The sequence below is a fragment of the Stenotrophomonas sp. Steno-C15 genome, assembly GCF_056393265.1.
In genome coordinates, this window is record NZ_JBWJPF010000025.1 from 17,324 (window position 1) to 41,906 (window position 24,583).

Annotated in this window: 24 protein-coding genes and 1 tRNA gene; 15 read left to right on the forward strand and 10 right to left on the reverse strand. The window is 67.7% G+C overall.

The features are described 5' to 3' along the window. Positions 1 to 51: 51 nt before the first annotated feature. Entirely contained in the window at positions 52 to 741 is a 690-nt protein-coding gene (locus tag AC06FB_RS16060; RefSeq protein ID WP_164150489.1) for a glutathione binding-like protein, read from the reverse strand. Positions 742 to 850: 109 nt separating this feature from the next. Here AC06FB_RS16060 and AC06FB_RS16065 point away from each other — a divergent pair, with 109 nt between their 5' ends. Further along, positions 851 to 1,456 (forward strand): TIGR00645 family protein, encoded by a 606-nt coding sequence (locus AC06FB_RS16065; protein ID WP_053519577.1) that lies wholly within the window; start codon positions 851 to 853, stop codon positions 1,454 to 1,456. A 201-nt stretch (positions 1,457 to 1,657) separates the two neighbouring features. After that, complete coding sequence (locus AC06FB_RS16070; protein WP_053519576.1) at positions 1,658 to 2,656, forward strand: energy transducer TonB; 999 nt, start codon at positions 1,658 to 1,660, stop codon at positions 2,654 to 2,656. A gap of 59 nt (positions 2,657 to 2,715) precedes the next feature. On the opposite strand, the gene AC06FB_RS16075 is transcribed toward AC06FB_RS16070, so the two are convergent. Then, positions 2,716 to 2,970 carry a hypothetical protein gene (locus AC06FB_RS16075; RefSeq protein WP_065181451.1) on the reverse strand — a complete coding sequence of 85 codons (255 nt, stop codon included), beginning with the start codon at positions 2,968 to 2,970 and terminating at the stop codon, positions 2,716 to 2,718. 77 nt (positions 2,971 to 3,047) lie between these two features. Between AC06FB_RS16075 and AC06FB_RS16080 the strand changes: the two genes are divergently transcribed. Then, complete coding sequence (locus tag AC06FB_RS16080; RefSeq protein WP_065181450.1) at positions 3,048 to 3,833, forward strand: AraC family transcriptional regulator; 786 nt, start codon at positions 3,048 to 3,050, stop codon at positions 3,831 to 3,833. A 231-nt stretch (positions 3,834 to 4,064) separates the two neighbouring features. On the opposite strand, the gene AC06FB_RS16085 is transcribed toward AC06FB_RS16080, so the two are convergent. The 3 genes from AC06FB_RS16085 to AC06FB_RS16095 are packed head-to-tail and all read right to left on the reverse strand — an operon-like array spanning position 4,065 to position 7,515. Further along, the gene (locus AC06FB_RS16085; protein ID WP_065174299.1) at positions 4,065 to 5,249 is read right to left on the reverse strand and encodes an ABC transporter permease; all 1,185 of its coding nucleotides are present in this window, start codon (positions 5,247 to 5,249) and stop codon (positions 4,065 to 4,067) included. Next, on the reverse strand, positions 5,246 to 5,992 hold the full coding sequence (locus AC06FB_RS16090) for an ABC transporter ATP-binding protein (protein ID WP_478053887.1): 747 nt from the start codon (positions 5,990 to 5,992) through the stop codon (positions 5,246 to 5,248). The genes AC06FB_RS16085 and AC06FB_RS16090 overlap by 4 nt, the downstream gene beginning before the upstream one ends. Then, entirely contained in the window at positions 5,989 to 7,515 is a 1,527-nt protein-coding gene (locus AC06FB_RS16095; protein ID WP_478053888.1) for an alpha/beta fold hydrolase, read from the reverse strand. Before AC06FB_RS16095 ends, AC06FB_RS16090 begins: the two co-directional genes overlap by 4 nt. A gap of 211 nt (positions 7,516 to 7,726) precedes the next feature. Between AC06FB_RS16095 and AC06FB_RS16100 the strand changes: the two genes are divergently transcribed. Both AC06FB_RS16100 and AC06FB_RS16105 read left to right on the forward strand, forming a co-directional pair. Next, positions 7,727 to 8,227: a DUF1203 domain-containing protein gene (locus AC06FB_RS16100; protein ID WP_461289901.1), complete on the forward strand. Its 501-nt coding sequence runs from the start codon at positions 7,727 to 7,729 to the stop codon at positions 8,225 to 8,227. Positions 8,228 to 8,440: 213 nt separating this feature from the next. Beyond that, positions 8,441 to 9,610, forward strand: coding sequence for a lytic polysaccharide monooxygenase (locus AC06FB_RS16105; RefSeq protein WP_460256105.1), 1,170 nt, complete (start codon positions 8,441 to 8,443; stop codon positions 9,608 to 9,610). Between the two features lie 50 nt (positions 9,611 to 9,660). On the opposite strand, the gene AC06FB_RS16110 is transcribed toward AC06FB_RS16105, so the two are convergent. Beyond that, positions 9,661 to 10,410 (reverse strand): ferredoxin--NADP reductase, encoded by a 750-nt coding sequence (locus tag AC06FB_RS16110; RefSeq protein ID WP_478053889.1) that lies wholly within the window; start codon positions 10,408 to 10,410, stop codon positions 9,661 to 9,663. A gap of 84 nt (positions 10,411 to 10,494) precedes the next feature. On the opposite strand from AC06FB_RS16110, the gene AC06FB_RS16115 reads away from it, so the two are divergent. From AC06FB_RS16115 to AC06FB_RS16130, 4 genes are all read left to right on the forward strand, one after another. Continuing rightward, the gene (locus AC06FB_RS16115) at positions 10,495 to 11,463 is read left to right on the forward strand and encodes an ABC transporter ATP-binding protein (RefSeq protein ID WP_164150561.1); all 969 of its coding nucleotides are present in this window, start codon (positions 10,495 to 10,497) and stop codon (positions 11,461 to 11,463) included. Continuing rightward, entirely contained in the window at positions 11,460 to 12,251 is a 792-nt protein-coding gene (locus tag AC06FB_RS16120; RefSeq protein WP_053519566.1) for an ABC transporter permease, read from the forward strand. Before AC06FB_RS16115 ends, AC06FB_RS16120 begins: the two co-directional genes overlap by 4 nt. A 71-nt stretch (positions 12,252 to 12,322) precedes the next feature. Beyond that, positions 12,323 to 13,261, forward strand: a complete 939-nt coding sequence (gene panE, locus AC06FB_RS16125) for a 2-dehydropantoate 2-reductase (protein ID WP_053519584.1) — start codon at positions 12,323 to 12,325, stop codon at positions 13,259 to 13,261. Beyond that, positions 13,258 to 14,190, forward strand: a complete 933-nt coding sequence (locus AC06FB_RS16130; RefSeq protein ID WP_263176367.1) for a Rossmann-fold NAD(P)-binding domain-containing protein — start codon at positions 13,258 to 13,260, stop codon at positions 14,188 to 14,190. The genes panE and AC06FB_RS16130 overlap by 4 nt, the downstream gene beginning before the upstream one ends. Here AC06FB_RS16130 and AC06FB_RS16135 read toward each other — a convergent pair. Then, a complete protein-coding gene (locus AC06FB_RS16135) occupies positions 14,181 to 14,993 on the reverse strand; it encodes a TatD family hydrolase (RefSeq protein WP_111187264.1) in 813 nt (270 codons plus the stop codon). The two genes, AC06FB_RS16130 and AC06FB_RS16135, sit on opposite strands and share 10 nt — an antisense overlap. Before the next feature lie 67 nt (positions 14,994 to 15,060). On the opposite strand from AC06FB_RS16135, the gene hrpB reads away from it, so the two are divergent. Both hrpB and AC06FB_RS16145 read left to right on the forward strand, forming a co-directional pair. Next, positions 15,061 to 17,565, forward strand: a complete 2,505-nt coding sequence (gene hrpB, locus AC06FB_RS16140) for an ATP-dependent helicase HrpB (RefSeq protein WP_478053890.1) — start codon at positions 15,061 to 15,063, stop codon at positions 17,563 to 17,565. Between the two features lie 118 nt (positions 17,566 to 17,683). Continuing rightward, positions 17,684 to 18,073, forward strand: coding sequence for a hypothetical protein (locus AC06FB_RS16145; protein WP_065174291.1), 390 nt, complete (start codon positions 17,684 to 17,686; stop codon positions 18,071 to 18,073). Positions 18,074 to 18,132: 59 nt separating this feature from the next. On the opposite strand, the gene AC06FB_RS16150 is transcribed toward AC06FB_RS16145, so the two are convergent. The 3 genes from AC06FB_RS16150 to AC06FB_RS16160 all read right to left on the reverse strand — a co-directional run bounded on the left by AC06FB_RS16150 (position 18,133) and on the right by AC06FB_RS16160 (position 19,944). After that, entirely contained in the window at positions 18,133 to 18,672 is a 540-nt protein-coding gene (locus tag AC06FB_RS16150) for a pseudouridine synthase (RefSeq protein ID WP_065174511.1), read from the reverse strand. A 68-nt stretch (positions 18,673 to 18,740) separates the two neighbouring features. Then, positions 18,741 to 19,001 (reverse strand): hypothetical protein, encoded by a 261-nt coding sequence (locus AC06FB_RS16155; protein ID WP_065181442.1) that lies wholly within the window; start codon positions 18,999 to 19,001, stop codon positions 18,741 to 18,743. An 85-nt stretch (positions 19,002 to 19,086) separates the two neighbouring features. Further along, a complete protein-coding gene (locus AC06FB_RS16160; protein ID WP_197600232.1) occupies positions 19,087 to 19,944 on the reverse strand; it encodes a class I SAM-dependent methyltransferase in 858 nt (285 codons plus the stop codon). Between the two features lie 170 nt (positions 19,945 to 20,114). Between AC06FB_RS16160 and AC06FB_RS16165 the strand changes: the two genes are divergently transcribed. The 4 genes from AC06FB_RS16165 (at position 20,115) to AC06FB_RS16180 (ending at position 24,550) form a co-directional block, all read left to right on the forward strand. After that, on the forward strand, positions 20,115 to 21,071 hold the full coding sequence (locus tag AC06FB_RS16165) for an aldo/keto reductase (protein ID WP_277381194.1): 957 nt from the start codon (positions 20,115 to 20,117) through the stop codon (positions 21,069 to 21,071). Positions 21,072 to 21,718: 647 nt separating this feature from the next. Further along, positions 21,719 to 21,792: transfer RNA gene (locus AC06FB_RS16170), tRNA-Gln, on the forward strand. Between the two features lie 356 nt (positions 21,793 to 22,148). Further along, positions 22,149 to 23,273 carry a slipin family protein gene (locus AC06FB_RS16175; protein WP_111187196.1) on the forward strand — a complete coding sequence of 375 codons (1,125 nt, stop codon included), beginning with the start codon at positions 22,149 to 22,151 and terminating at the stop codon, positions 23,271 to 23,273. A 56-nt stretch (positions 23,274 to 23,329) separates the two neighbouring features. After that, positions 23,330 to 24,550, forward strand: coding sequence for an RtcB family protein (locus AC06FB_RS16180; protein ID WP_065181439.1), 1,221 nt, complete (start codon positions 23,330 to 23,332; stop codon positions 24,548 to 24,550). Positions 24,551 to 24,583: the final 33 nt, after the last annotated feature.

Here is a 24,583-nt window from a genome sequence, read left to right on the forward strand (position 1 = left end):
GCGGGTAGCGCCGGGCCATGCCCGGCGAGCGCAGCGGCCTGCGCAGGACCCTCAGCGCTGGCCGAACAGATGCTTGCGCTCATCATCGCTGAGCGGCTTGCCGGCGTTCGGATTGACCTGCTGGCGCAGCGCATACGCCCGCTGGGTGGCCGGGCGCGCGGCGATGGCCTGATGCCAGCGCTTGAGGTTCGGGAAGGCATCGAAATCTGCCGGCAGCGCGTCGTAGGCACCGACCCACGGATAGCTGGCCATGTCGGCGATGGTGTACTCCTCGCCGGCCAGGAAGGCATGCCCGGCCAGCCGCTTGTCCATCACCCCATGCAGGCGCCGCACCTCGTTGTCGTAGCGCTCGATGGCGTAAGGAATCTTCTGCGGTGCGTAGACATTGAAATGCCCCATCTGGCCGCTCATCGGGCCCAGCCCGGCCATCTGCCAGAACAGCCATTCCAGCGTGGCGATGCGCCCACGCGCATCGGTGGGCAGGAAGCGACCGGTCTTCTCGGCCAGGTACAGCAGGATCGCACCGGATTCGAACACGCTCTGCGGCGCGCCGCCGTCAGCCGGCGCATGGTCGACGATGGCCGGCATCTTGTTGTTGGGCGAGATCGCCAGGAAGTCCGGCTTGAACTGGTCGCCCGATCCGATGTTGACCGGGTGGATGCGGTACTCCAGCCCGCTTTCCTCCAGCATCAGGGTGACTTTATGGCCGTTCGGGGTAGGCCAGTAATACAGATCGATCATGGCAGCGGCTCGGGTGCGGTAAGGAACCTGAAGTCTAGTGCGGGAGTTGGCTTGGCACCGTCATGGCGGGCCGGTAACCTCGCTCCTCCCCCGCAACGCACTGTCCTGCATGTCCCCCCAACGCCCCCTCTCCCCGCTGTCCTCGCTGATCTTCGCCTCGCGCTGGCTGCAGCTGCCGTTGTACCTGGGCCTGATCGTCGCCCAGGGTGTCTACGTGTTCCTGTTCGGCAAGGAACTGTGGCACCTGATCTCCCACTCGGCCTCGATGGGCGAACAGCAGATCATGCTGATCGTGCTGGGCCTGATCGACGTGGTGATGATTTCCAACCTGCTGGTGATGGTGATCGTCGGCGGTTATGAAACCTTCGTCTCGCGCCTGCGGCTGGAAGGCCATCCCGACCAGCCGGAATGGTTGAGCCACGTCAATGCCAGCGTCCTGAAGGTGAAGCTGGCGATGGCGATCATCGGCATTTCCTCGATCCACCTGCTCAAGACCTTCATCGCCAGCGGTTCGCTGGGCGGCCTGCCGCTGTGCGCGCCGGAACTGATGAACGTCGCCGCTGCCAACATCGGTGCCGCCAGGTGCTCGACCTTCACCGAGCAGGGCGTGCTCTGGCAGACCATCATCCACTGCGTGTTCATCCTCTCGGCGATCGGCATCGCCTGGACCGACAAGCTGATGTCCAACAGCCACGACAAGGCACAGGCGCATTGAGGCGCTGGCCGGTGGTGGCGCGGACGCCACCGCCGGTCGTCGCTGCCGCCCTTGTACGCAGCGCTGGCGGGGATGCTAGATTGCTTCCTCGCCGTTGCCGGCGGTGGCGTCGGGAAACGCCACCCTGCCGTGCTCGGACCCACGGTCCCGGCCATGCATATCAATGATTTACGTAACGTCGTCTTCTTAGAGGGGAGCAGGATGTCGCACGTCACAACGATCACCGCCGCGCGCCGGTGGCTGCCGGTTGCCTTGGTACTGGCCCTGGCCGCCTGCTCGGGCAAGGAAGAAACGCCTGCCCCTGCCCCGGCAGGATCGCCTGCCGCTGCGGCGCCGGCGACACCGGTAGTGGCCGCCAAGGTGCAGTCGATGGGCACCGAGCAGCTGCGCGAGTCGGCCAGCCAGGCGCTGCGCGAGAACCGCATGTACGCCCCGGCCGGCGACAACGCCATCGAGTACTACCTGGCCCTGCGCGACAAGACGCCGGACGATGCCGCGGTGAAAAGTGCGCTGACCGACCTGCTGCCCTACACCCTGATCGCGGCCGAGCAGCATCTGGGCCGCGAGGACTTCACCGAGGCGCAGCGCTTGGTCGCCCTGATCGAGAAGGTGGATGCCTCCGCACCGGCCCTGCCACGCCTGAAGGAAGGCCTGGCCAAGGGCGTGGAGAACGCGGCCAAGCGCACCGAGTCGGAAGCGGAGCGGGCTAAGAAGGACGCCGAGGACCGTACCCGGCAACAGGCCGAGCAGCAGCGCCTGGCCGAGCAGCGTGCCAAGGAAGCCGATGCGGCCAGGCAGATCGCCGCACAGCAGGATGCCGCCCGCCGTGACAGCGAGCGCGAGGAAGCCGAGCGCCAGGCCGCCGCACGGCGTGAAGCGGAGCAGAAGCAGCAACAGGCCGCTGCGCAGCAGGCCAATGCCGCACGCCAGGCACCTGCCGCCGCGCCCAGCCTGCGTCCGGTCAGTACGCCGGCCCCCCGCTATCCGGCCGACGCCCTGCGCGCCGGCACCTCCGGCGAGGTGCTGGTGGAGATCACCGTGGGTACCGACGGCTCGGTGGTGAACGCCCGCGTGCTGCGTGCGACGCCCGCGCGCATCTTCGACCGCGAAGCCATGAACGCCGTGAAGCGCTGGCGTTTCGAGCCGGTCAGCGCTCCGGTCACCACCCGCCGCACTCTGGTGTTCGCGCCGGGCGGCTGAGCCGGGACATCCCCGCCAACCATCACGACAAGGCCCGGTCTGTCCGGGCCTTGTTCGTATCAGCGCTCGCCGTCGATCAGGTGCTGCAGGGCCGGATCGCGTGCCCTCAGGATGCGGAACAGGCCCAACGCATGCAGACCCGGCAGCAGCGCGCGCAGGTCGGCTTCCGCCGCTGCCCGGGACGCAGGGCTGCCGGCGGGATCCTGCCAGTCGCGGACGCTGGCAAGGAAAGCGCCCACGCTGCCCTTGCGCACGGTGAGGCCGTTGGCGACCACGTCGTTCTGATGATCAGGGAGGATGTCTTGAGGCTGCATGAGGAACTCCTTTCGGCGGGTGGAGTGCAGTGTGGACGCTGCTGTCTACCGGATCTGCCGTATAACTGCCAGTTGATATGGCATATCAGACATCCCCCGCCCTGATTGACCCGCCCCTGGTGGACACCGCCCGAGGGCCGGTGCTGCTGACCGCGCAACTGGCCCTGGACCGTCCACGCCGGACCGCCCGGCACCAGCACGCCCGCGGGCAGCTGCTGGGGGCGCGACAGGGCCTGCTGCGGATCGAGGCAGGCGACCTGCACTGGCTGCTGCCAGCCGGCCATATGGCGTGGGTTCCGCCCGGACTGCCGCATGCGCTGGCCAGCATCGGCCCGTTCGATGGCTGGAGCCTGTACCTCGACGCGGCGACCTGCACGCGACTCCCGGCACGCCCACGCATCGTGCAACCGGGCGCCCTGCTGCAGGCGGCCGTGGATCGCGCGCTGCGCTGGGCGCCCGCACCGCTCGACGCGGTGCAGGAGCGTCTTGCCGGCGTCATTGCCGATGAGATCGACGCCAGCACACCGCTGCCGCTGGCCTTGCCGCAGCCACGCGATCGGCGCCTGCGGCGCGTTGCTGCGGCGTTGGCGCGTGCACCACAGGACACCCGCAGCGTCGAGGCCTGGTCCCTTGCCATGGGACTGTCCAGCCGCACCCTTGCGCGCCACTGGCGCGCCGAAACCGGCATGACACTCAGCCAATGGCGCCAGCGCCTGCGCGTCCTGCTGGCGCTGCCACGCCTGCTGGCCGGGGAACCGGTGATCAGCGTGGCGCTGTCGCTCGGCTACGACACCCCCAGCGCCTTCATCGCCGTGTTCAAGCGCGAGATGGGGGTGACGCCTGCGCGGTATGCAGAGGGCTGACGTATTCAGCACTTCCTCTGCCTGCCTTCGCGCCCCAGACTGCCTGCTGGGGCCGATGTCCCGGATCGGTACCACGTCGCCGATACCTGGGAGAACGTCGACCGGCTGGCCCGGGTGATCGCCCGGCGCTTCGCCGCTTGGCAGGCAACGCGAACCTGAAAACAGCGAGGCCCGGAATGACCGGGCCTCGTTCCCTATCCGCCGGGCAGGGCCCGGCGCTTCCAGTGGCGGTCAGCCGGAAATCGCCAGGCGTTCGTTGTGGTAGCGGCGCACGGCGGCAAACCACAGCAGTGCGGCCAGACCGAGACTGGCGCCCAGATAGATCGCCCAGACGCTGGGACTGATCACTTCGTGGCGGATGACCTTCAGCAGCATCTGGTTCTGCGACAGGAACGGCACCGCGTACTGCCACAGCTCGCTCTTCAGCGGGTAGGCGACCAGCGCGTAGCCGGGCAGCATCGGCAGCAGCATCAGCCAGGTCATGTGGCTCTGCGCTTCCTTCATGCTCTTGGCCGCCGCCGACAGGAAGGTCAGCAGCGAGGTACCGATCAGCAGCATCGGCAACATCACCAGCAGCATCTGCAGCATCGAGCCGACATTCATGTTGAACTGGCGACCGATGTTGCCCGGGGCGATCTGCGCGCTGACCTTGAAAGCCACCAGGGTCAACAGCAGCGACGCGAAGCCGACCACGCAGGCGGCGGCGATCTTGCCACTGACGATCGCGCTGCGTGAGCCGGGCGTCGCCAGCAGGGGCTCGAGTGACTGCCGCTCGCGTTCGCCTGCCGTGGCGTCCATCACCAGATAGGCGCCGCCGATGAACGAGGTCAGGGTCAACAGCACCGGCAGCAGCATCGACAGGATCATGCCCCGTTTCGCTTCGGCACTGGCCAGATCCTGGCTGCCCACGTCCAGCGGACGCGCGACCTGGGCATCCACGCCGCGTGCCATCAGCCGCAGTGCGCCCACCTGGCCGTTGTAGGTGGCCAGCGCCGCTTCCAGGCGTGCGCTGGGCACTTCGGCGGCACGCCGGGTGCTGTCCTTGATCACCTCCACCAGCGCCGGCCTGCCCGCGGCCCAGTCCTCGCCGAAGTCATCGCTGATGCGCAGCGCGACGTCGATGTCCTGGTTGCGGATGGCCGCAGCCAGGTCCTTGGGTGCTGCGCTGGCGTTGAGCCCCTGCGCGGCCAGGAAGCGGACCAGGTTCGGTGCGTTGTCCGCGCCGATGGTCGGAATCTGCAGCGGTTGCTCGATCTGCGTGCGCACGCGGCTCTCGGCCAGCTTGCCCATGCCCAGCAGCAGCACCGGGTACAGCAGCGGACCGAACAGCAGGGTCAGCATCAGCGTGCGGCGGTCGCGGGAGAGATCACGCAGCTCCTTGCGCATCACCGTCATCAGGGTCGACATCATGCTCATGCGTGCAGGCCCTCTTCGCTGCCGATCAGTTTCACGAACGCATCTTCCAGATTGGTTTCGCCGGACTGCGCGCGCAGCTCATCGGCACTGCCGGCAGCCATGACCGTGCCCTTGGCGATGATCACGATGTGGTCGCACAGTGCAGCCACCTCCTGCATGATGTGGCTGGACAGAATCACGCACCTCCCTTCCTCACGAAGTCCCAGCAGGAACCGGCGCAGTGCACGGGTGGTCATCACATCCAGGCCGTTGGTCGGCTCGTCGAGAATCACATTGCGCGGATCGTGCACGAGTGCGCGCGCGATCGCGGTCTTGGTGCGCTGGCCCTGCGAGAAGCCATCGGTCTGGCGGTCGAGGATGTCGCCCATGTCCAGCGCCTGCGACAGCACGTCGATGCGCTCGCGGATGCGTGCTTCGGACAGGCCGTGCAGCCGGCCGAAATAGGCGATGTTCTCGCGCGCGGTCAACCGCTTGTAGACGCCCCGCGCATCGGGCAGCACGCCCAGGTGGCGACGGACCTCCACGGGATTGCGCGCGGCATCGATGCCATCGACGCTGATGCTGCCCTGGTCAGGCGTCATCAGGGTGTACAGCATGCGCATGGTGGTGGTCTTGCCGGCACCGTTCGGGCCAAGCAGACCGGTGATGCGACCGTCCTCGGCGCGGAAGCCGACATCGGCCACTGCCTGGATGCGGCCGGTGCGGGTATCGAAGGCCTTGTGCAGGTTGTCAGCGACGATCATGGTTCCCATCCGTTGAACGAGGTGAACGCCGGCACGTAGCTCAGCGTGTCCAGGCAGCTGGCATCCAGCGCCTTGGCATCGGTGCTGTCGATGAACTGGCCCAGCAGGCGGGGCATGCAGCCGGCGGAGAGCGTGCCGTGGCCCTGGCCGCGCGCGACCAGTGCGCGCCCCTGCGGCAGCCCCTTGAGCACCTGTGCGGCGTAGCGCGGTGGCGTGACCGGGTCCAGTTCACCGGACAGCAGCAGCGCCGGCACATCGCTGCGCAGCGGTGCGGCATCCGCGGCGGGGGCCGCGGTGTGCGGCCAGACAGCACACGGCGCGAAGAAGGCGCTGGCCACCTCGTTGCCGAACAGGCGCTCGGCATTGTCGGCTGGCGCGTGGTAGCGCGGAGCGTCCTCGCTGCAGATCACCGACCACTGCATGCCACGGTTGATCTGGAAGCCCATGCTGCGGTTGGCACCGCGTGCCAGCGAGGCGAGCGGTGCGTAGCGGCCCTGCGCAGCCTCGTCCAGCACCAGCGGCAACAGCGAGGCGTACTGCGGAACATAGGAGAAGGCGAACGCCAGCCCCATCACGCTGTCCGGCGTCAGCACGTCGCGCCGCGGCGCGTTCGTGCCGGGGTCGCGGTAGTCAACGGTCACCGGCGCGGCGCGCAGCGTATCGAGCACGCCGCGCAGCTGCCTGCTGGTGTCGCTCGGAAAGCGCTTGCTGCACGCCGGGTCCTTGCGGCACTGGGCCGACTGCAGATTGATCGCGTCTTCGAAGGTATTGGCGAAGTCACCCCCGACCACCAGCTCGTTCGGAACGACGCCGTCGATGACGATGCTGCGGGTGTGCTGCGGATAGGCCGCGGCATAACGCTGGGCCACGCGGGTTCCGTAGGAACCACCCACCAGGTTCAGCGCATCCACGCCCAGCGCCTGGCGCACGGCATCCAGATCGGCAACGGCGTCGCGGGTGGTGTAGAACCGCGCATCGGCACGTCCCTGCAGATAGCTTGCGCAGCGCTGGGCGTAGTCGCGCAGCAGCGCCTCGCTGGGGGGGGCCTCTTCGTCGAACGCCAGTTCCTTGCCATCTGCGCCCAGGCAGTTGAGCGGGTTGGAGCCACCGGTGCCGCGCTGGTCGATCAGGAAGATGTCGCGTTGCTTGCGAACCTGGCGCAGGGCGGTATCGACGATGACCGCCACCTCGCTGGCCGCCTGCCCGGGCCCGCCGGCGAGGAAGAACACCGGATCCGGTTGGCCGGAGCCACTGTTGCCCGATTCCAGCCAGGCGATACGGAGGTTGATCTTCCGCCCTTGCGGCTGAGCCCTGTCCTCGGCCACCTGCAGAGTGGCGCACTGTGCCTCGACGTTGGCGCTGGCGCCCATCGTGGTCAATGTGCAGGGCTGGAAGTCGATCTGTCCGTAGCGGCGGCCGGGCGTTTCCGCCGCCGCATCGGCGCTGCCGGAAGGCGCCGCGCCGCAACCGGCAAGCAGCAGGCTGGCCAGCGCGCCGGCCAGTGCGAGATGGTGTCTTTGCATCGTGCTCGTTTCCCCTGGAAGACGTTCCTGTCGACCACGACGGGCTGCCGCGGAAGATGTGACCCAACTTACACGGGCAGGAGGCTGGCGGCGATGGGCAATCGTCACTGGAAAGCCAGGCCCATGTCGGCCGGATCGAATGCGGCGTCGCATCATGGCGAGCAGCGCAGCCGTCGGCCACGCAGACTCATGGCGAACCCAGGAGATTCCCATGAACGCGTGGTACCTCAGCGGCCTCGATCACCGCCCCTTCCAGCACCTGTTCGAACAGAGCGACCGCGCGCTGGCCGCGCAGGGCATCCTGCGACGCTGGGCCGGGGATCGCGGCGGCCATCCGTGCCGGGTCAGCCTGTCCGACCCCCCAAGTGGCGCCGAACTGCTTCTGCTGCCCCATACCCACCTGGCGACGCACTCGCCCTATCGCGCGTCCGGTCCGATCTTCGTGCAGCGCGGCGCTACGCGCTGCGTCCTGCCCGCCGGGGTCGTTCCGCCCTACGTCGAGCGACGGCTTATCTCACTGCGTGCCTACGACGAGGATGCACTGATGATCAGCGGGCAGGTCTGCCCCGGCAACGAGGTCGGGGTACAGCTCGATGTGCTGTTCGCCGATCCCGCGGTGGCCTTCGTGCAGTTGCACAACGCAGGCTACGGGTGTTTTTCGTGCCAGGCGGACCGGATGGATCAGGACGCGCTGACACACGGCGTCGCGTGATCGGCACCACGCACGACGCGTGACCTTCTGCGCATCCGTTCAGGCCTGCGTGAAGCCTGTGGGAAAGGCTTCACGCAGGCAGTCACGGAACGGCACTTCCAAGGTACCGCGCGATGCAGCGCACCTCGATACTCGCCGAGGTGCCGCCGACCGTCCGCTGCGCAGCGCAACGCCTGCGGTCACCGTTCCCATCGACGACCACAAGGATGCGCCATGTCATTCCGATCCACACGTGTTGTGCTGGCCAGCTCGTTCGCAGCCGCCGGCCTGATCTGCCTGGCCAGCAGCGCATTCGCGCACGGCACCATGACCACGCCGGCCAGTCGCGTCTACGCTTGTTTCCAGGGCAATCCGGAGAATCCAACCAACCCGGCCTGCGCCGCCGCGAAAGCACTCGCCGGCTCGCAGGCGTTCTACGACTGGAACGGCATCAACCAGGCCAACGCCAATGGCAACCATCAGGCCGTCGTACCCGACGGCACGCTGTGCAGCGGCAACAACCCGACCTTCCGCGGCCTGGATCTGAACCGCAGTGATTGGCAGACCACGCCGATCCAACCCGATGCGAACGGCAGGTTCACCTTCGTGTTCAAGGCCACCGCACCGCATGCCACGCGTGACTGGCGATTCTTCGTTACCCGCGAAGGCTGGACACCGGGCAGTCCTCTGCGCTGGGCGGACCTGCAGGAGTTCTGCACACTGGGCAACACCCCGCTGTCCGCCGATGGCACGTACAGGCTGCAGTGCCCGCTGCCACAGCGCACGGGCCAGCACGTGATCTACAACACGTGGCAGCGCGCGGATTCGACCGAAGCGTTCTACACCTGCATGGATGTGCGTTTCGAGGGCGGCAGCACTCCCCCGGCATCGCAGTGGCAGGATGCCGGCCCGCTCACCGCGCGTGGCGATCTGCCGGTCGGCACCGTCCTGGCGCTGCGCGTGTTCAACGCCAGCGGCAACGATGTGGAGCGGGTGGAGGCCACACTGGCCAGCGGCGAGACGGCGGCCGCGCAGTGGCCGCTGGTGCTGGCCCGCAAGGTCAATGGCGCCAGCCAGCACGCTCGGGTGGGCGTACTGTCCAACGGCACGATCACGCCGACGGCGTCGGCGACCGGCAACCGGGTCTATCTGAAGGAAGGCAACCGCTTCCAGCTGGACACCCGGGTACCCGATCCGGGCACGCCTTCGCCGGGCGGCGACTTCGACTACGTGTACCCGGCAGGCATCGGCAGCTATGTACCCGGGCAGACCGTGGTGAAGGGCAGCGATGGCCGGCTGTATGCCTGCCGCCCGTTCCCTGAAGGCGCGTGGTGCAACGTCAACGCCGACGCGTACCGGCCGGGCGTGGGCGCAGCCTGGCGTGATGCCTGGGTGCCGTACTGAGACCGGCGCGGTCTGCGGGAGGCGGCTGGCGCCGCCTCTCCGCAGCGCACTCACTTGCTACTGACGTACTTCTCGCGGCGGATCTGCGGGTTGCCCAGCCCGGCCGCCTTGAGCAGCTCGGCGCAGGCATCGACCATGTCCGGGTTGCCGCACAGGTAGGCGATATCGGTGGCCGGGTCCGGCGTGAAACCAGCCAGGGCCTGCTGCACGTAGCCATGATGGACGTCGGCGTGGGCCTGTTCCGGCAACTCCCGCGACAGGCACGGAACATAGCGGAAGTTCGCGTGTTTTTCGGCGAAACTGTAGAAATCTTCGCTGTACAGCAGTTCGCCCGGGCTGCGTGCACCCTGCAGCAGGACGACCTGCACGCCGCGTTCGGTCATGGCCCTTTCCAGCAGTGGCAGCATCGAGCGATAGGGGGTCACGCCGGTACCGGTGGCGATCAGCAGATAGCGCGCGTTGTGATCGCCGGGGTTCAGGCAGAACCGCCCGTACGGGCCGGACGCGCTGATCTTGCCGCCGGTTTCCAGCGCCTCGAACAGCGCTGTAGCGGCGCCGCCGGGCACGAAACTGACCGCGATATCCACGGCTTCGCCGGGCCCCAGTGCGTGATCATGCAGGGTGGCCAGGGAATAGCTGCGCTTGGTCTCGGTGCCATCGGCGTAGCTGAAATGGACCTGGATGAACTGGCCGGGCTGGAAATCCAGCGGCTGGCCATCGTCGCGCACGAACTGGTAGTGGCCGACGGTCGGGGCCAGCATGCGGCGGCCGACCAGCTTGAGGGGGAATTGAACAGGCACGACTTTTCGGGACAGTGTGTAGCCGGGGCGAGCCCTCGGGGTCTTCTATAATAGCCCTTCCCCGCCCCTCTCCAGCGCCAGCCCATAGGCGCGAAGGCTTCGAGCTTGGCATCCCTGAACGATACGGCGCCCGCCCTGCGCGTGCGCGACCTGCGCAAAACCTACGACAACGGAACCCAGGCCCTGAAGGGGGTCTCGCTGGAGGTCGCTCCGGGCGACTTCTTCGCCCTGCTGGGCCCCAACGGGGCTGGAAAGTCCACCCTGATCGGCATCATCAGCTCCCTGGTCAACCTCAGCGAGGGCCAGGTGGAGGTGTTCGGCAGCGACCTGGTGCGCAACCGCAGCGCGACCATGCGCCTGATCGGCCTGGTGCCGCAGGAAATCAACTTCAACCTGTTCGAAAAACCCTTCGACATTCTTGTGAACTACGCCGGCTTCTATGGCGTACCGCGCGAGGAAGCGGAGCAGCGCGCGGAAGAGGAACTCAAGCGTGCCCATCTGTGGGAGAAGGCGCAGGTGATGAGCCGCACCCTGTCCGGCGGCATGAAGCGCCGGCTGATGATCGCCCGCGCGATGATGACGCGTCCCCGCCTGCTGATCCTGGATGAGCCGACCGCGGGCGTGGACATCGAGATCCGCCGCGACATGTGGCGGGTGCTGAAGGAGATCAATGCCGCTGGCACGACGATCATCCTCACCACCCACTACCTGGAGGAGGCCGAGTACCTGTGCCGGCATCTGGCGATCATCAACCACGGCCGGATCGTCGAGCAGGGGCCGATGCGCGCGCTGCTGGCCAAGCTGGACGTGGAAGGCTTCCTGCTGGACATCGATGGCGATCTGCCGGTGCAGCTGCCGGCGATCGAGGGCGCAACCCTCAGCGCGCCCGACGCGCACACCCTGGACATCGACATGCCACGGGCGATGGATCTGAACCGCGTGTTCGCCGCGCTGAATGAAGCCGGCATCCGCGTGCGCTCGATGCGTACCAAGAGCAACCGCCTGGAGGAGCTGTTCGTGCGCCTCACCGGCAACCAGGAGAAATCCGCATGAGCACCACCGAGCTGACCGACGGCCAGCGCAACCGCGTCGCGCTGCTGACCATCGTGCGCCGCGAAGTGACCCGGATCATGCGCATCTGGGGCCAGACGCTGGTGCCGCCGGCGATCACCATGACCCTGTACTTCCTCATCTTCGGCGGCCTGATCGGCTCGCGCGTGGGCGAGATGGGCGGGTACAGCTACATGCAGTTCATCGTGCCCGGGCTGGTCATGATGAGCGTGATCCAGAACAGCTACGGCAACATCAGCTCGTCCTTCTTCGGCGCCAAGTTCGGCCGCCACGTGGAAGAGCTGCTGGTGAGCCCGATGCCGAACTGGGTGATCCTGTGGGGTTACGTGGCCGGTGCGGTACTGCGCGGCCTGATGGTCGGCGTGATCGTGCTGATCATCGCGATGTTCTTCACCCCCGTGCGCATCCCGCACCCGCTGGTGACACTGACCACGGTGCTGCTGGGCGCTACCATCTTCTCGCTGGCCGGCTTCATCAATGCCGTGTACGCGAAGAAGTTCGACGACGTGGCGATCGTTCCGACCTTCATCCTGACCCCGCTGACCTATCTGGGCGGCGTGTTCTATTCGGTGAAGCTGCTGCCGGCCTGGGCTGAAGCAGCGACCCATGCGAACCCGATCTTCTACATGGTCAACGCGTTCCGCTACGGCCTGCTGGGCAGCAGTGACGTGCCGCTGTGGGTCGCGTACGCGCTGATGATCGGCTTCGTGGTGGTGCTGACGGCGGTGGCGCTGTGGCTGCTGCGCCGCGGCGTGGGCATGCGCAGCTGAGCGCCGATCGCCGGGGTCGCGATCCCCGGCACACTCGCAACATTGGTTCCGCAGACAACGGTGAACGTGCAATGCGCATCCTGATTCTCGGCGCCGGCGGTACCGGCGGTTACTTCGGCGGCCGCCTGGCCCAGGCCGGTGTGGACGTGACCTTCCTGGTCCGCCCTGCCCGCGCCGGGCAGCTTGCACGCGATGGACTGGTGATCCGCAGTCCAGTCGGCGATGCCGCCTTCCCGGTGCAGCACGTGACAGCCGATGCGCTGCCCGCGCTGGCCCGGGAGAGGCCCTTCGACCTGGTCATCCTCAGCTGCAAGGCCTACGACCTGGACAGCTCGATCGAGGCCATCGCGCCGGCGGTGGGCCCCCGTACCACCGTGCTGCCGATCCTCAACGGGCTGCATCACTACAACGATCTGGATGCACGCTTCGGCCGCGAGGCGGTGCTGGGTGGGCTGTGCTTCATCAGTGCGACCAAGGCACCGGACGGTGCGGTGGTGCATCTGGGAAAACCCGCCAAGCTCACCTTCGGGGAACGCGACGGTGGCGCACTCTCGGCGCGCGTGCGTGCCTTCGCCGCCGCCTGCACGCAGGCCAACCTCGATCACCTGGCCAGCGAACGCATCGGCCAGGAGCAGTGGATCAAGTACACCTTCCTCACCGCGCTTGCCGCGGCGACCTGCCTGTTGCGCGCGGACATCGGCACGATTGTCGCGACCGATGATGGCACGGCCATCGTGCAGGGCCTGTACGACGAGTGCCTGGCCGTGGCGGAGGCGGCCGGTGAGGCAGTCCCGGCGGCAGCGCAGGACACTGCGCGCGGCACGTTGACCCAGGCCGGCTCGGCATTGAAGGCCTCGATGTTGCGTGACCTGGAGGCCGGGCAGCAGGTGGAGGCCGGCCACATCGTCGGTGACATGCTGGCGCGTGCACGCAGCGCCGGCCAGCAGGGCGTGCTGCTGCAGGTCGCCTACAGCAGCCTGCAGGCCTACCAGGCGCAGCGCCGGGCGTGAGCCTGACGCTGCCGGCCGGTCCGTTGCCCGGACGGGTGCTGATCCTGGGCATGGGCTGGAGCGGGCGCGTACTGGCGGCTCGCCTGGAAGCGCTGGGCGTGCAGGTCGCCGGCACCGTACGCGATCCGGCCACGGCAGCCGTGGATGGCCTGCGCTGCCATCGACTCTGCGCTGGAACAGCACCTGCACCCGCGCTTCTGGATGACATCGCGCGCGCCGATGCGGTGCTGGGCAGCATACCGCCCGATGCCGACGGCGACCCGGCAGTGCGCATGCTGCGCACGGCACTGGAAGACAGTCCCGCATTGCAGTGGGTGGGCTATCTGTCGTCGACGTCGGTGTACGGCGACCGCCAGGGCGGCTGGATCGATGCGGACAGCGTGGCCGACGCCACCGGGCCTGCGGGCCTGCAGCGCCTGCGCGCGGAGTCGCAATGGCGCGCACTGGCCAGCCGGCGCGGCATCGCCTCGGCAGTGTTCCGGCTGCCCGGGCTGTATGGTCCCGGCCGCAATGCACTGGTGCAGCTCGCGCAGGGGCGTGCCCGCCATGTGCTGAAGCCGGGCCTGCTGTTCAACCGCCTGCATGTACAGGACCTGGTGGCGGTGATCATCGCGGCGATGCGGCGACCCACCCTGCAGGCGCTGTACCTGCCCAGCGACGATGAGCCCGCACCGCCACAGGACGTACTGGCCTTCGCCGCGCAGCTGGGAGGCTTTGCGATGCCACCGGCAATGGCGTGGGACGATCCGGCGCTGAGCCCGGCCCTGCGCCGCTTCTACGAAGGCAGCAAGCGCATCGACAGCCGCGGTACGCGCGAAGCGCTGGGGTGGGCGCCGCAGTTTCCGACGTATCGGGAAGGGCTGACGGATCTTGCCGCTTCGCTCGCCGGGCATGGCCGAGCGTCACCGGATCCGGGCATTCACGGCTGACGTGTCGTGTCGGCGTCGGGCAGCCGGAAGAAGGCACGGGCTGCCGCCGTGGCATGGGCTGCGGTCAGCACGACATCCTCGCCACGATCATGGGCCAACTCCTCGACGATGTGCGAAAGGAACATCGGTTCGTTGCGGCGATCCTTCGGCATCGGCTTGAGCGTGCGCGGCAGCAGGTACGGCGCATCGGTCTCGATCATCAGGCGATCGGCTGGAATGCTCTTCACCAGCTCGCGCAGGTGCGCCCCGCGACGCTCGTCGCAGAGCCAGCCGGTGATGCCGATGTACCAGTCCTGGTCGAGGTAATCAAACAACTCCTCCCGTTCACCGGTGAAGCAGTGCACCACCGCCGGCCCGAGGCGACCCTCGAAGTTCTTCATCTGCGCCATGAAGTCGGCGTGCGCGTCGCGCTGGTGCAGGAACAGCGGCTTGCCGTTCTCCGCCGCCAGCTGCAGCTGGCGCTCGAACGCACGGTGCTGGGCAGGTCGCGGCGAGAAGTCACGGAAGTAGTCCAGTCCGCACTCGCCGACCGCCACCACTTCCGGGTGGGCATGCAGGGCGCGCATCTCCGCATCGCATTCTTCGGTGTACTCCACCGCATGATGCGGGTGTACGCCGGCCGTCGCATACAGGAATCCCGGATGCTGCTGGGCCAGCTGCAGCGCCAGCGGAGAGTGCTCGCGGCTGGCCCCCGTGACCACCATCTGCACCACCCCGGCCTGGCGGGCACGCTGCAGCACGGCGTCGCGGTCGCGGTCGAAGGAGTCGTGGGTCAGATTGGCGCCGATATCGATCAGGTGCATGGTCATCGCGGAGGAAATGTGCCTGCGCATTGTACCCGCGCCCAGCGTGGCCCCTTATCCTTTGCGCATGAACGCCCCGCACTTCCCCATTTCTCCGCTGCTGCCGCAGATCCAGCAGCATCTGGCTGCACAGCCACGGCTCGTGCTGGAGGCACCACCGGGCGCCGGCAAGACCACCCAGGTACCGCTGGCGCTGCTCGATGCACCGTGGCTGCAGGGCCGCAGGATCATCCTGCTGGAGCCGCGCCGGGTGGCCGCGCGCAGCGCAGCGATGTTCATGGCAAGGCAGCTCGGCGAGGAGGTCGGCGATACCGTCGGCTACCGCATCCGCTTCGAGAACCGGGTGTCCGCGCGCACCCGCATCGAGGTGGTGACCGAAGGCATCCTGACCCGCATGCTGCAGGACGACCCGTTGCTGGAACAGGTGGGCGCGATCCTGTTCGACGAGTTCCATGAGCGCCACCTCAGCGGCGACCTGGGATTGGCACTGGCGCTGGACGTACAGGCACAGCTGCGCCACGACCTGCGGCTGGTGGTCATGTCGGCGACCCTGGATGGCGAGCGGCTGGCACGCTTCCTCGACGCACCCCGCTTGAGCAGCGAGGGCCGCAGCTACCCCGTGACCGTCAGCCACTTCCCGGCGCGTCGCGAAGAATCGCTGGAACTGCAGGTCCGCCGCGCAGTGCAGCAGGCGCTGGTCGAGCACCCGGGCGACGTGCTGGTGTTCCTGCCTGGCCAGCGGGAGATCGCCCGCGTGCAGGCCGGTCTGCAGGAATCGATCGGCGGCAACACCGAGGTCCTGGCACTGCATGGCGAACTGCCGGTGGAACAGCAGGCGCGCGTGCTGCAACCCGCAGATGAGGGCCGCCGCCGCGTGGTGCTGGCCACCAACGTGGCCGAATCCTCGGTGACCCTGCCCGGCGTGCGCGTGGTGATCGACAGCGGCCTGGCACGCGAGCCCCGCTATGACCCGAACAGCGGCTTCACCCGCCTGGACGTGGTGGCCATTGCGCAGGCCTCGGCCGACCAGCGTGCCGGTCGTGCCGGCCGCGTGGCCGAGGGCGTGGCCTGGCGCCTGTGGCCGCAGTCGCAGCGGCTGGAGCCTCAGCGGCGTGCCGAGATCGACCAGGTCGAACTGGCAGGACTGGCGCTGGAGCTGGCGGCGTGGGGCAGCAGCGACCTGCGCTTTCTCGATCCGCCCCCAAGCGGACCGATGGGTGCGGCGCGCGAGCTGCTGCACCGCCTGGGCGCGTTGTCGGAGTCGGGCGCGATCACCGCCTTGGGCCGACGCGTGCTGGCGCTGGGTACCCATCCACGCATGGCCGCGATGCTGCTCGCCGCCCCTGACCCGCACGCACAGGCGCTGGCGGCCGATCTGGCGGCGCTGCTGGAAGCACGCGACCCCCTGCGCCAGGGCGGCGATGCACTGGCGGCACGCTGGCGCGCGCTGGCCGCGTTCCGTGCTGGCCGCGCGCCGGCCGATGCCAGTCGTGGTGGACTGGCTGCCATTGATGCCGCCGCGCGCCAGTGGCGGCGTCGGCTGCGCTGCGATGCCGCGCCCCCTGCCAGCATCGAAGCGCACGCGCTGGGCGATCTGCTGGCGCACGCCTTTCCCGATCGCATCGGCTTCCAGCATCCGGGCGATCCGCTGCGCTACCTGCTCGCCAACGGGCGCAGCGCGCGCCTGCATGAACTGAGCGATCTGCGTGGCGAACCGTGGCTGGTCGCCAGCGAACTGCGTTTCGAGGCCCGCGATGCGCTGCTGCTGCGCGCCGCGCCGGTCGATGAGGACCATCTGCGCAGGATCTACCCGCAGCGCTTCGTCACCGCCGACACCGTGCGCTGGGACGGCGAACGGCGTGCGCTGGTCGCATTGCGCGAAACCCGCTTCGATCGCATCGTGCTGGACAGTCGCTCGGCGGGCCGGGTCGATCCGGAACACGCGGCCGGCGCCTTGACCGAGGCTGTTGCCGAGCTCGGCCTGCAGGCATTGCCGTGGACCGAGGCCCTGCGCCAATGGCAGGCACGGGTGGAGTCGCTGCGTCGCTGGATGCCCGAGCTGGAGCTGCCCGACTGCAGCGATGCCACGCTGCTCGCCACCCGCGCGCAGTGGCTGCAGCCTGCGTTTGCCGGCAAGAGCCGCCTCGATGCGCTGGACGAAGCCAGCTTCGCAGAAGCGCTGAAGTCGCCCCTGGCATGGTCACAGCGGCAGCTCGTGGAGCGGCATGCGCCAACCCGCATCACTGTGCCCTCCGGGCTGGAGCGGCCCATCACCTATGCACTGGACAGCGAGTCCGGCGAACCGCTGCCACCGGTGCTGGCCGTGAAGCTGCAGGAGTTGTTCGGACTGGCAGACACCCCCAGCATCGCCGATGGGCGCGTGCCATTGACCCTGCACCTGCTGTCACCCGGCGGTCGTCCGCTGCAGGTCACCCAGGACCTGCGCAACTTCTGGGAAAACACCTATGCCGAGGTGAAGAAAGAGATGAAGGGCCGCTATCCCCGCCATCCCTGGCCGGACGACCCGTGGACGGCCACCGCCACCCACCGGGCCAAACCACGGGGAACATAGCAATCCTGCCTGATCCTGAATGGAGCGCGTAGAGTCACGCCGTGTGACTGCCCGACTGACATACCGTTTACGGGCAACGCGCCACACTGGACTTCGACCCGAGGCAAAGGACCCCCGCATGAGCAGACTGACCGTGATTACCGACCGCGCCCTGGAGCGCGCCCTGGACCTGGCCCACACCGCGGGCGACGGCCTGAAGAGTGCCGGCGGCAGCCTGCGCCATCTGGGCCCGCAGGCCAGCGACTGGATCAAGACGGGAGCGGCACTGGGCGCAGTGAAGACCGGTGGCAAGGTTGCCACCAAGTTCGCCCGCCGCAATCCGGCAGTGACCATCGCCGCCGCGGCAGTGGGTGTGGGTCTGCTCGGCTATGCCCTGTATCGCAAGCAGCAGAAGAAGAAGGCGGCCAATGGTCAGGTCGTTGATGGCCAGGCGCAGCGCATCAGTGCCCGCGACCGCCGCAACGACACCGTGGTCGACGAGCACAGCGATATCGGCAGCGACGCCTGAGGCAGGCGGCTGCATCCGGGCCGGAGATCGCCTGTGGGTGATCTCCGGCCCGTTTCGTTTCAGCCGATCTGCCGCCACTGTCCGGGGCGCAGATCATCCAGCCGGTAAGGACCCATTGCCACCCGCACCAGGCGCAGGGTGGGCAGGTTCACGGCGGCGGTCATCCGCCGTACCTGGCGGTTGCGCCCTTCGCGGATCGTGATCGCCAGCCAGGTATCGGCAACGGTCTTGCGGAAACGCACGGGCGGATCGCGCGTCCACAGCTCCGGCGCGGGATCGAGCCGTTCGACCTTCGCCGGCAGGGTCGGCCCATCATTGAGGATCACGCCGCTGCGCAGGCGCTGCAGCTGTTCCTCGCCAGGCGTGCCTTCCACCTGCACCCAGTAGGTCTTGTCGGCCTTGTGCTTCGGGTCGGTCAACCTGTGCGCCAAGGGACCGTTGTCGGTCAGCAGCAGCAGGCCTTCGCTGTCATGATCCAGCCGGCCGGCCGCATAGACACGCGGCGGCAGGCCGAACCCCGCCAGGGTCGGGCGCGGCGGGACGCTGCGATCGGTGAACTGGCACAGCACATTGAACGGCTTGTTGAAGGCAATCAGCATCGCAGGCACGGCAGGCGGTGGATGCGGCATTGTCCCATCCCGGCGCTGCCATCGCGATCACGGGCGCCTCAGCCGAAGACCTTCCACTTCAGCAGGAACGAAACAAGCACCAGCGCAATGCCACAGGCCGATGCGATCGCCGCCCGCCGCCGCTGGGACGCCAATGGCGGGCTCGCACGGCGCGCGCGTTCATCCTGCAGGATGCCGATCAACAGCACCGCGAACCCCACCGCGCCCAGCAGGTCATAGGTATTGCCTCCATGGAAGGCGAAGTCGAACAGGCGTACCAGCACCAGTACTGCGATCACGATGTACAGGATCTTCTTCAACCGCTCACTCCTTTGACTGTCGCGCCGGGCCAGGCCCGGCGGATACACGTGTGTCCATTGCCGCTTGCGGCTGCGAGGCTTCGACTCAGGGCTTGATGAAGCGCAGGGTCATGCGATCGCTTTCGCCGATGGCCTGGTACTTCGCGGCGTCGGCCTTGTCATGCTGGTTGGTCGGCGGCAGGGTCCACACGCCGTTGGGATGATCCTTGGTGTCGCGCGGGTTGGCATTGATCTCGCTGCGCGCATCCAACCTGAAGCCGGCGGCCTCGGCCAAGGCGATCACCTGCTGCTGGCCGACATAACCAGTGTCATCATCGTCGGCCACATCGGCCTTGGCGCGGTGCTCCACCACGCCCAGCACGCCGCCCGGCTTGAGCACGTTGAAGAAGCCCTGGAACATGCCCTGCGCCTGGCCGGCCTTGCGCCAGTTGTGCACGTTGCGGAAGGTCAGCACCACATCGGCCGAGTTGGCCGGTCCGAACACCGGCTTGGCCGGATCGTAGGCGACCACGACTGCTTTGCCGAACTGTGCCGGCGCACCGGCGAACTTCTTTTCCAGGCCATCGCGGCTGCGCTGCTGGTAGTCGCGGCCACGACCTTCTGCCACCGCCATCGGGTCGACCACGGCTGCCACGTACCGGCCCTTGTCATGCAGCAGCGGCGCGAGGATTTCCGAATACCAACCGTTGCCCGGAGTGATTTCGATGACGGTCTTCTCCGGTGCCACCGAGAAGAAGGCCAGCGACTGTGCCGGATGACGGTAGCCATCACGCTTGACGTTGGCCGGATCGCGGGTCGACGCCTTCACCGCAGCGTCGATGGCGGGCGATACCTGGATCTGCGCCGGCGCCACCAAGGTCGGCGCAGCGTACGCGGGCACGGCAGCAAGCAGGGCGGAAGCAAGCAACAGGCGGCAACCACGCAGGGACGAAGCAGGCATCATCGGGGCGACTCCAGCGGAATGATGCGGCGAGACTAGCAGTCACCGCGCGCCAGGTGTTCACAAATCGTTAGCCGCGCGCCCGTCGCGGAACACTGTTTTGTGGTCAGCGCCGCAGCGCGGTAACACAACGCGTTCTATTCTGGAGCACTTCCCCCAAGGAGACCGTGCCCATGACGGCAACCCGTGAACTGGGCCGTTCCGGCCTGCATGTACGTCCGCTCGCCTTCGGAGGCAACGTGTTCGGCTGGAGCGCCGACGAGAAGGCCAGCTTCGCCCTGCTCGATGCCTTCGTCGACGCCGGCTTCAACCTGGTCGACACCGCCGACGTGTACTCGGCCTGGGTGCCCGGCAATGCAGGCGGCGAATCGGAGACGCTGATCGGCAGGTGGTTCGCCCGCAGCGGCAAGCGCGAGAAGGTGGTGCTGGCGACCAAGGTCGGCAAATGGGCCGAGCGCCCGGGGCTGACCCCGGACAACATCAATGTGGCGGTGGAAGACTCGCTGCGTCGCCTGCAGACCGATGTGATCGATCTCTACCAGGCGCACGAGGATGATGAGTCGACACCGCTGGAAGCCACGCTGGCCGCGTTCGGTCGCCTGATCGAAGCCGGCAAGGTGCGCGCCATCGGTGCCTCCAACTACAGCGCCACCCGCCTGGCCGATGCGCTGAAGGTATCCACCGACTACAAGCTGCCGCGTTACGAAACCCTGCAGCCGGAGTACAACCTCTACGACCGCGCCGGCTACGAGACCGCGCTGGAACCGCTGGTGCAGCGCGAACAGATCGGCGTGATCGGCTACTACGCGCTGGCCAGCGGCTTCCTCAGCGGCAAGTACCGCACGGCAGCCGATGCGGGCAAAAGTCCGGCGCGGGGCGAGAACGTGGTGAAGCGTTATCTCAACCCGCGCGGCCTGCGCATCCTGGAAGCGCTGGATGACGTGGCCAGCAAGCACACTGCCAGCCCGGCACAGATCGCACTGGCATGGCAGATCGCACGGCCGTCGATCACCGCGCCGATCGTCAGCGCCACCAGCGTCGAACAGCTGCACGACCTGCTGGCCGCGGCGAATGTATCGCTGAGCGTGCAGGATGTCGCGCAGCTGGACGCGGCAAGCGCGGAAGGCTGAGATTGGCCGGAGCCGGTCGCCGGCCGGCTCCGGCATCGGGCAGAAGAAAATAATTCAACAAAATGGTTGCGCACGACTAAATCGTGGTTTATCGTGCGCACCTCGTTTCAACACCCGCCTGGATGTTTCCCTTGAACGCGCATTTCTCCGCCATCGCCACACTGCTGCCATGCCTGCGCATGGATGTGCTGGCGCGCGCGTCCGGCAAGGAAGCACTGCCCACAACGGCCTGATACCCGCCCTGCGGAGATCGGCCACCCCGATCTCCGAGGCTTGACGACGCCCTCGGAACGTATGTCCCGGGGGCGTTTTCGTTTGCGTCGGCACAAGGACCCGCGATGCCAGAACTGCACCCCGCGCGGCATTCCGCCGCACACTGATCGGCCATTACCTGCACGCCGGAGTTTATCTTCGCGCGCGCGGCCGTGCCCGGACATTATCTGCATTGCCTCACAACATTATCGCCCGCCGATAATGTCGATGGCCTGCACCCTCGATTTTCCAACGGTCCCGCTTCAATGGCGGGCTGGTGCGCGCGGCGCTGCCGTAGCGTATGCCGGAGGTCGCGGACATGCCCTCGCCTGGATCGCCTGCTGGTCGCAGGCGCCGGTTCGCCGGCACGCGGTTCGATTCCGCGCGGTTCCCAACTGGATAGCTCAGCCTGGTCAGAGCAACGGATCCTGAGTCCGTCTGTCGTGGGTTCAATTCCCACTCCAAACCACATGACCTGTCACGTCATGACTTGAAGCAACACCCGGGACGCACGTCCCAGCGGCCATCGTCGCCATCCACGGACATCGCCTTCGGGCGGAGAAGTGGAAGCAACGGACCGCACGCCTGGCCCCGGTCCGCCGTCACTGCCCGCCTTGGTCCACCCCGGTGCTGCCTGCCGGCGGCGCCCATGGCGGTACTGCCGGCGCACCGAAGGCTCCGCGCGCGGACCGTCCACCGGTGGCCGCCCTCTTCCGCGGCCTGCACGGGGTGTGCAGGCCGCCTCGCCACGACCTGATCGGCCCGGGTCGCGGCGATGGATTTCCATCGGGTCGAACCACCAGAGCCATACAAGGAGAGACTCCCATGTTCTGGACCATCAAGGTCGTGATCGGCGACGGCGAGCGCGGCCTGGTGTATCGCAACCGTCGTTTCCAGCAGGTGCTGCTGCCGGGCGTGCACCGCCTGTCGCGGTTCGGCGGCTCGCCGCACGTGACCGTGCACAACGCATCGAAGGGCAGCGCCTACAGCGGCAGCGACCAGGACAGCCTGATCGACGCGCTGGGAGCACAGCTGCACGAACACTTCGTGCTGGCCGATATCGGCGCTGCACAGGTCGGTCTGCTGCTGCGCAATGGCCGTATCGACGATGTCCTGCCGCCTGGCAGCCGCCATCTGTACTGGCGGGGTTCGGTCGACACCGAGGTGCGCGTGATGGCCCTGGGTGACGAACCGCGCGTGCCGGCCAACGTGCAGCAGCGCCTGGGCCAGCTGGGCGTACTGCCGCGCGTGGCGGTGATCAGCACCGTGCCGAGCGAATCGGTCGGCCTGCTGTTCATCGACGGTACGCTGCGACAGACCCTGGATGCCGGACTGCACGCGTTCTGGAATTTCAACGGCAACGTGTCGGTGGAGCGCGTCGAACTGCGTGCGCGTTCGCTCGACGTGTCCGGCCAGGAGCTGCTCAGCCGCGACAAGGTGACCCTGCGGGTGAACCTGGCCGCGACCGTGCAGGTGGTCGACCCGGTGCGTGCACACCGCACGCTCAGCAACGCCGACGAGTTCATCTACCGGCAGCTGCAGTTCGGCCTGCGCCAGGCAATCGCCACGCGCAGCCTGGATGAGCTGCTGGGCGAGAAGGCGGCGCTGGACGGTGAGATCGCCGCGCACGTGCGCGCCGCGATCGAGGGCCACGGTGTGCAGCTGCTGGGTGTCGGCATCAAGGACGTGATCCTGCCGGGCGAGATGAAGGAGATCCTCAACGGCGTGGTGCTGGCCGAGAAGCAGGCACAGGCCAGCGTGATCCGCCGCCGCGAGGAGGCCAACGCCACCCGCTCGCAGCTCAATACCGCCAGGCTGATCGAGGACAACCCGGTGCTGATGCGGCTGAAGGAGCTGGAGGCGCTGGAGAAGGTCACCGAGAAGATCGACAAGCTCACCGTGTTCGGCGGCCTGGATGGCGTGCTGAAGCAGCTGGTGACGATGAAGTAGGGGGCTGGGGCGGCGCAGGGACGCGCCGCCGGCCCATCAAGGAGATGGATTGCAACATGGATACTCAACACACCTATCAATGGCTGCATGCCGAGGGCACCACGCCGATCAAGGGCTGGGTGAACGGCGTGCCGCTGGAAGCGCAGGCCCATGAGCAGCTGCGCAACATCGCCGCCATTCCATTCGTCGGGCCCTGGGTGGCCGTGATGCCGGACGTGCACCTGGGAAAGGGCGCGACCGTCGGCTCGGTGATCCCGACCCGCGGAGCGATCATTCCGGCGGCGGTGGGCGTGGACATCGGCTGCGGCATGGCCGCGGTGCGCACGACGCTGCAGGCCAACGACCTGCCCGATGACCTGCGGCAGCTGCGCAACAGCATCGAGCGCAGCATCCCGGTCGGCAACGGTCGCGGTGGCGAGCATCAGCGCATGCCCGACAGCATCCACACGCGGCTGGTGCAGTCCGGCCTGGCCGCTGGCCTGGAGAAGATCAAGGACAGGCATCGCCGGATCCGCACCGACAAGCTCGATCGCCAGCTGGGCACGCTGGGAGGTGGCAACCACTTCATCGAGCTGTGCCTGGATGAAACGGATGCCGTGTGGGTAATGCTGCACAGCGGCTCGCGTGGCACCGGGAACCTGATCGGCACGTACTTCATCGAGCAGGCGCGTCGCGAGCTGGAGCGCCGCGTGCTCGGTTTCCATCTGCCTGACAAGGACCTGGCCTTCTTCATGGAAGGCGAGCCGCTGTTCGACGACTACGTGGAAGCGGTGTCCTGGGCGCAGGACTACGCGCGGCACAATCGCGAGGCGATGATGGCGCGCGTGCTGGCCGAGATGCGGCATCGGCTGCCGCCGTTCCGGCTGGCGGCGATGGCCGTCAACTGCCACCACAACTACGTGCAGAAGGAAACGCACGCCGGGCAGGAACTGCTGGTCACCCGCAAGGGTGCGGTCAGTGCACGCCAGGGCGAGCTGGGCATCATCCCCGGCAGCATGGGCACGCGCAGCTACATCGTGCGTGGCAAGGGCAATGCAGACAGTTTCCACAGCTGCAGCCACGGCGCAGGCCGGGTGATGAGCCGCGGCACGGCACGCGAGCGGATCACCCTGGCCCAGCACCGCGAGGCGACCGCGCATGTGGAATGCCGCAAGGACAGCGGCGTGCTGGATGAATCGCCGGCGGCGTACAAGTCGATCGACGATGTGATGGCCGCCCAGCTCGACCTGGTGGACGTGGTCCACACACTGCGCCAGGTGCTGTGCGTCAAAGGCTGATGGGGCGGGCCGGATGTCGTTCAAGAGAGCGGA

Coding starts and splice junctions, on each gene's coding strand:
- AC06FB_RS16080 (WP_065181450.1), top strand. CDS start 3,048: ATGGCATATCAGACATCCCCCGCCCTGATTGACCCGCCCCTGGTGGAC.
- AC06FB_RS16145 (WP_065174291.1), top strand. CDS start 17,684: ATGAGCAGACTGACCGTGATTACCGACCGCGCCCTGGAGCGCGCCCTG.
- AC06FB_RS16060 (WP_164150489.1), bottom strand. CDS start 741: ATGATCGATCTGTATTACTGGCCTACCCCGAACGGCCATAAAGTCACC.
- AC06FB_RS16065 (WP_053519577.1), top strand. CDS start 851: ATGTCCCCCCAACGCCCCCTCTCCCCGCTGTCCTCGCTGATCTTCGCC.
- AC06FB_RS16070 (WP_053519576.1), top strand. CDS start 1,658: ATGTCGCACGTCACAACGATCACCGCCGCGCGCCGGTGGCTGCCGGTT.
- hrpB (WP_478053890.1), top strand. CDS start 15,061: ATGAACGCCCCGCACTTCCCCATTTCTCCGCTGCTGCCGCAGATCCAG.
- AC06FB_RS16095 (WP_478053888.1), bottom strand. CDS start 7,515: ATGCAAAGACACCATCTCGCACTGGCCGGCGCGCTGGCCAGCCTGCTG.
- AC06FB_RS16175 (WP_111187196.1), top strand. CDS start 22,149: ATGTTCTGGACCATCAAGGTCGTGATCGGCGACGGCGAGCGCGGCCTG.
- AC06FB_RS16150 (WP_065174511.1), bottom strand. CDS start 18,672: ATGCTGATTGCCTTCAACAAGCCGTTCAATGTGCTGTGCCAGTTCACC.
- AC06FB_RS16160 (WP_197600232.1), bottom strand. CDS start 19,944: ATGATGCCTGCTTCGTCCCTGCGTGGTTGCCGCCTGTTGCTTGCTTCC.
- AC06FB_RS16120 (WP_053519566.1), top strand. CDS start 11,460: ATGAGCACCACCGAGCTGACCGACGGCCAGCGCAACCGCGTCGCGCTG.
- AC06FB_RS16100 (WP_461289901.1), top strand. CDS start 7,727: ATGAACGCGTGGTACCTCAGCGGCCTCGATCACCGCCCCTTCCAGCAC.
- AC06FB_RS16180 (WP_065181439.1), top strand. CDS start 23,330: ATGGATACTCAACACACCTATCAATGGCTGCATGCCGAGGGCACCACG.
- AC06FB_RS16165 (WP_277381194.1), top strand. CDS start 20,115: ATGACGGCAACCCGTGAACTGGGCCGTTCCGGCCTGCATGTACGTCCG.
- AC06FB_RS16135 (WP_111187264.1), bottom strand. CDS start 14,993: ATGCACCTGATCGATATCGGCGCCAATCTGACCCACGACTCCTTCGAC.
- AC06FB_RS16090 (WP_478053887.1), bottom strand. CDS start 5,992: ATGATCGTCGCTGACAACCTGCACAAGGCCTTCGATACCCGCACCGGC.
- AC06FB_RS16075 (WP_065181451.1), bottom strand. CDS start 2,970: ATGCAGCCTCAAGACATCCTCCCTGATCATCAGAACGACGTGGTCGCC.
- panE (WP_053519584.1), top strand. CDS start 12,323: ATGCGCATCCTGATTCTCGGCGCCGGCGGTACCGGCGGTTACTTCGGC.
- AC06FB_RS16085 (WP_065174299.1), bottom strand. CDS start 5,249: ATGAGCATGATGTCGACCCTGATGACGGTGATGCGCAAGGAGCTGCGT.
- AC06FB_RS16105 (WP_460256105.1), top strand. CDS start 8,441: ATGTCATTCCGATCCACACGTGTTGTGCTGGCCAGCTCGTTCGCAGCC.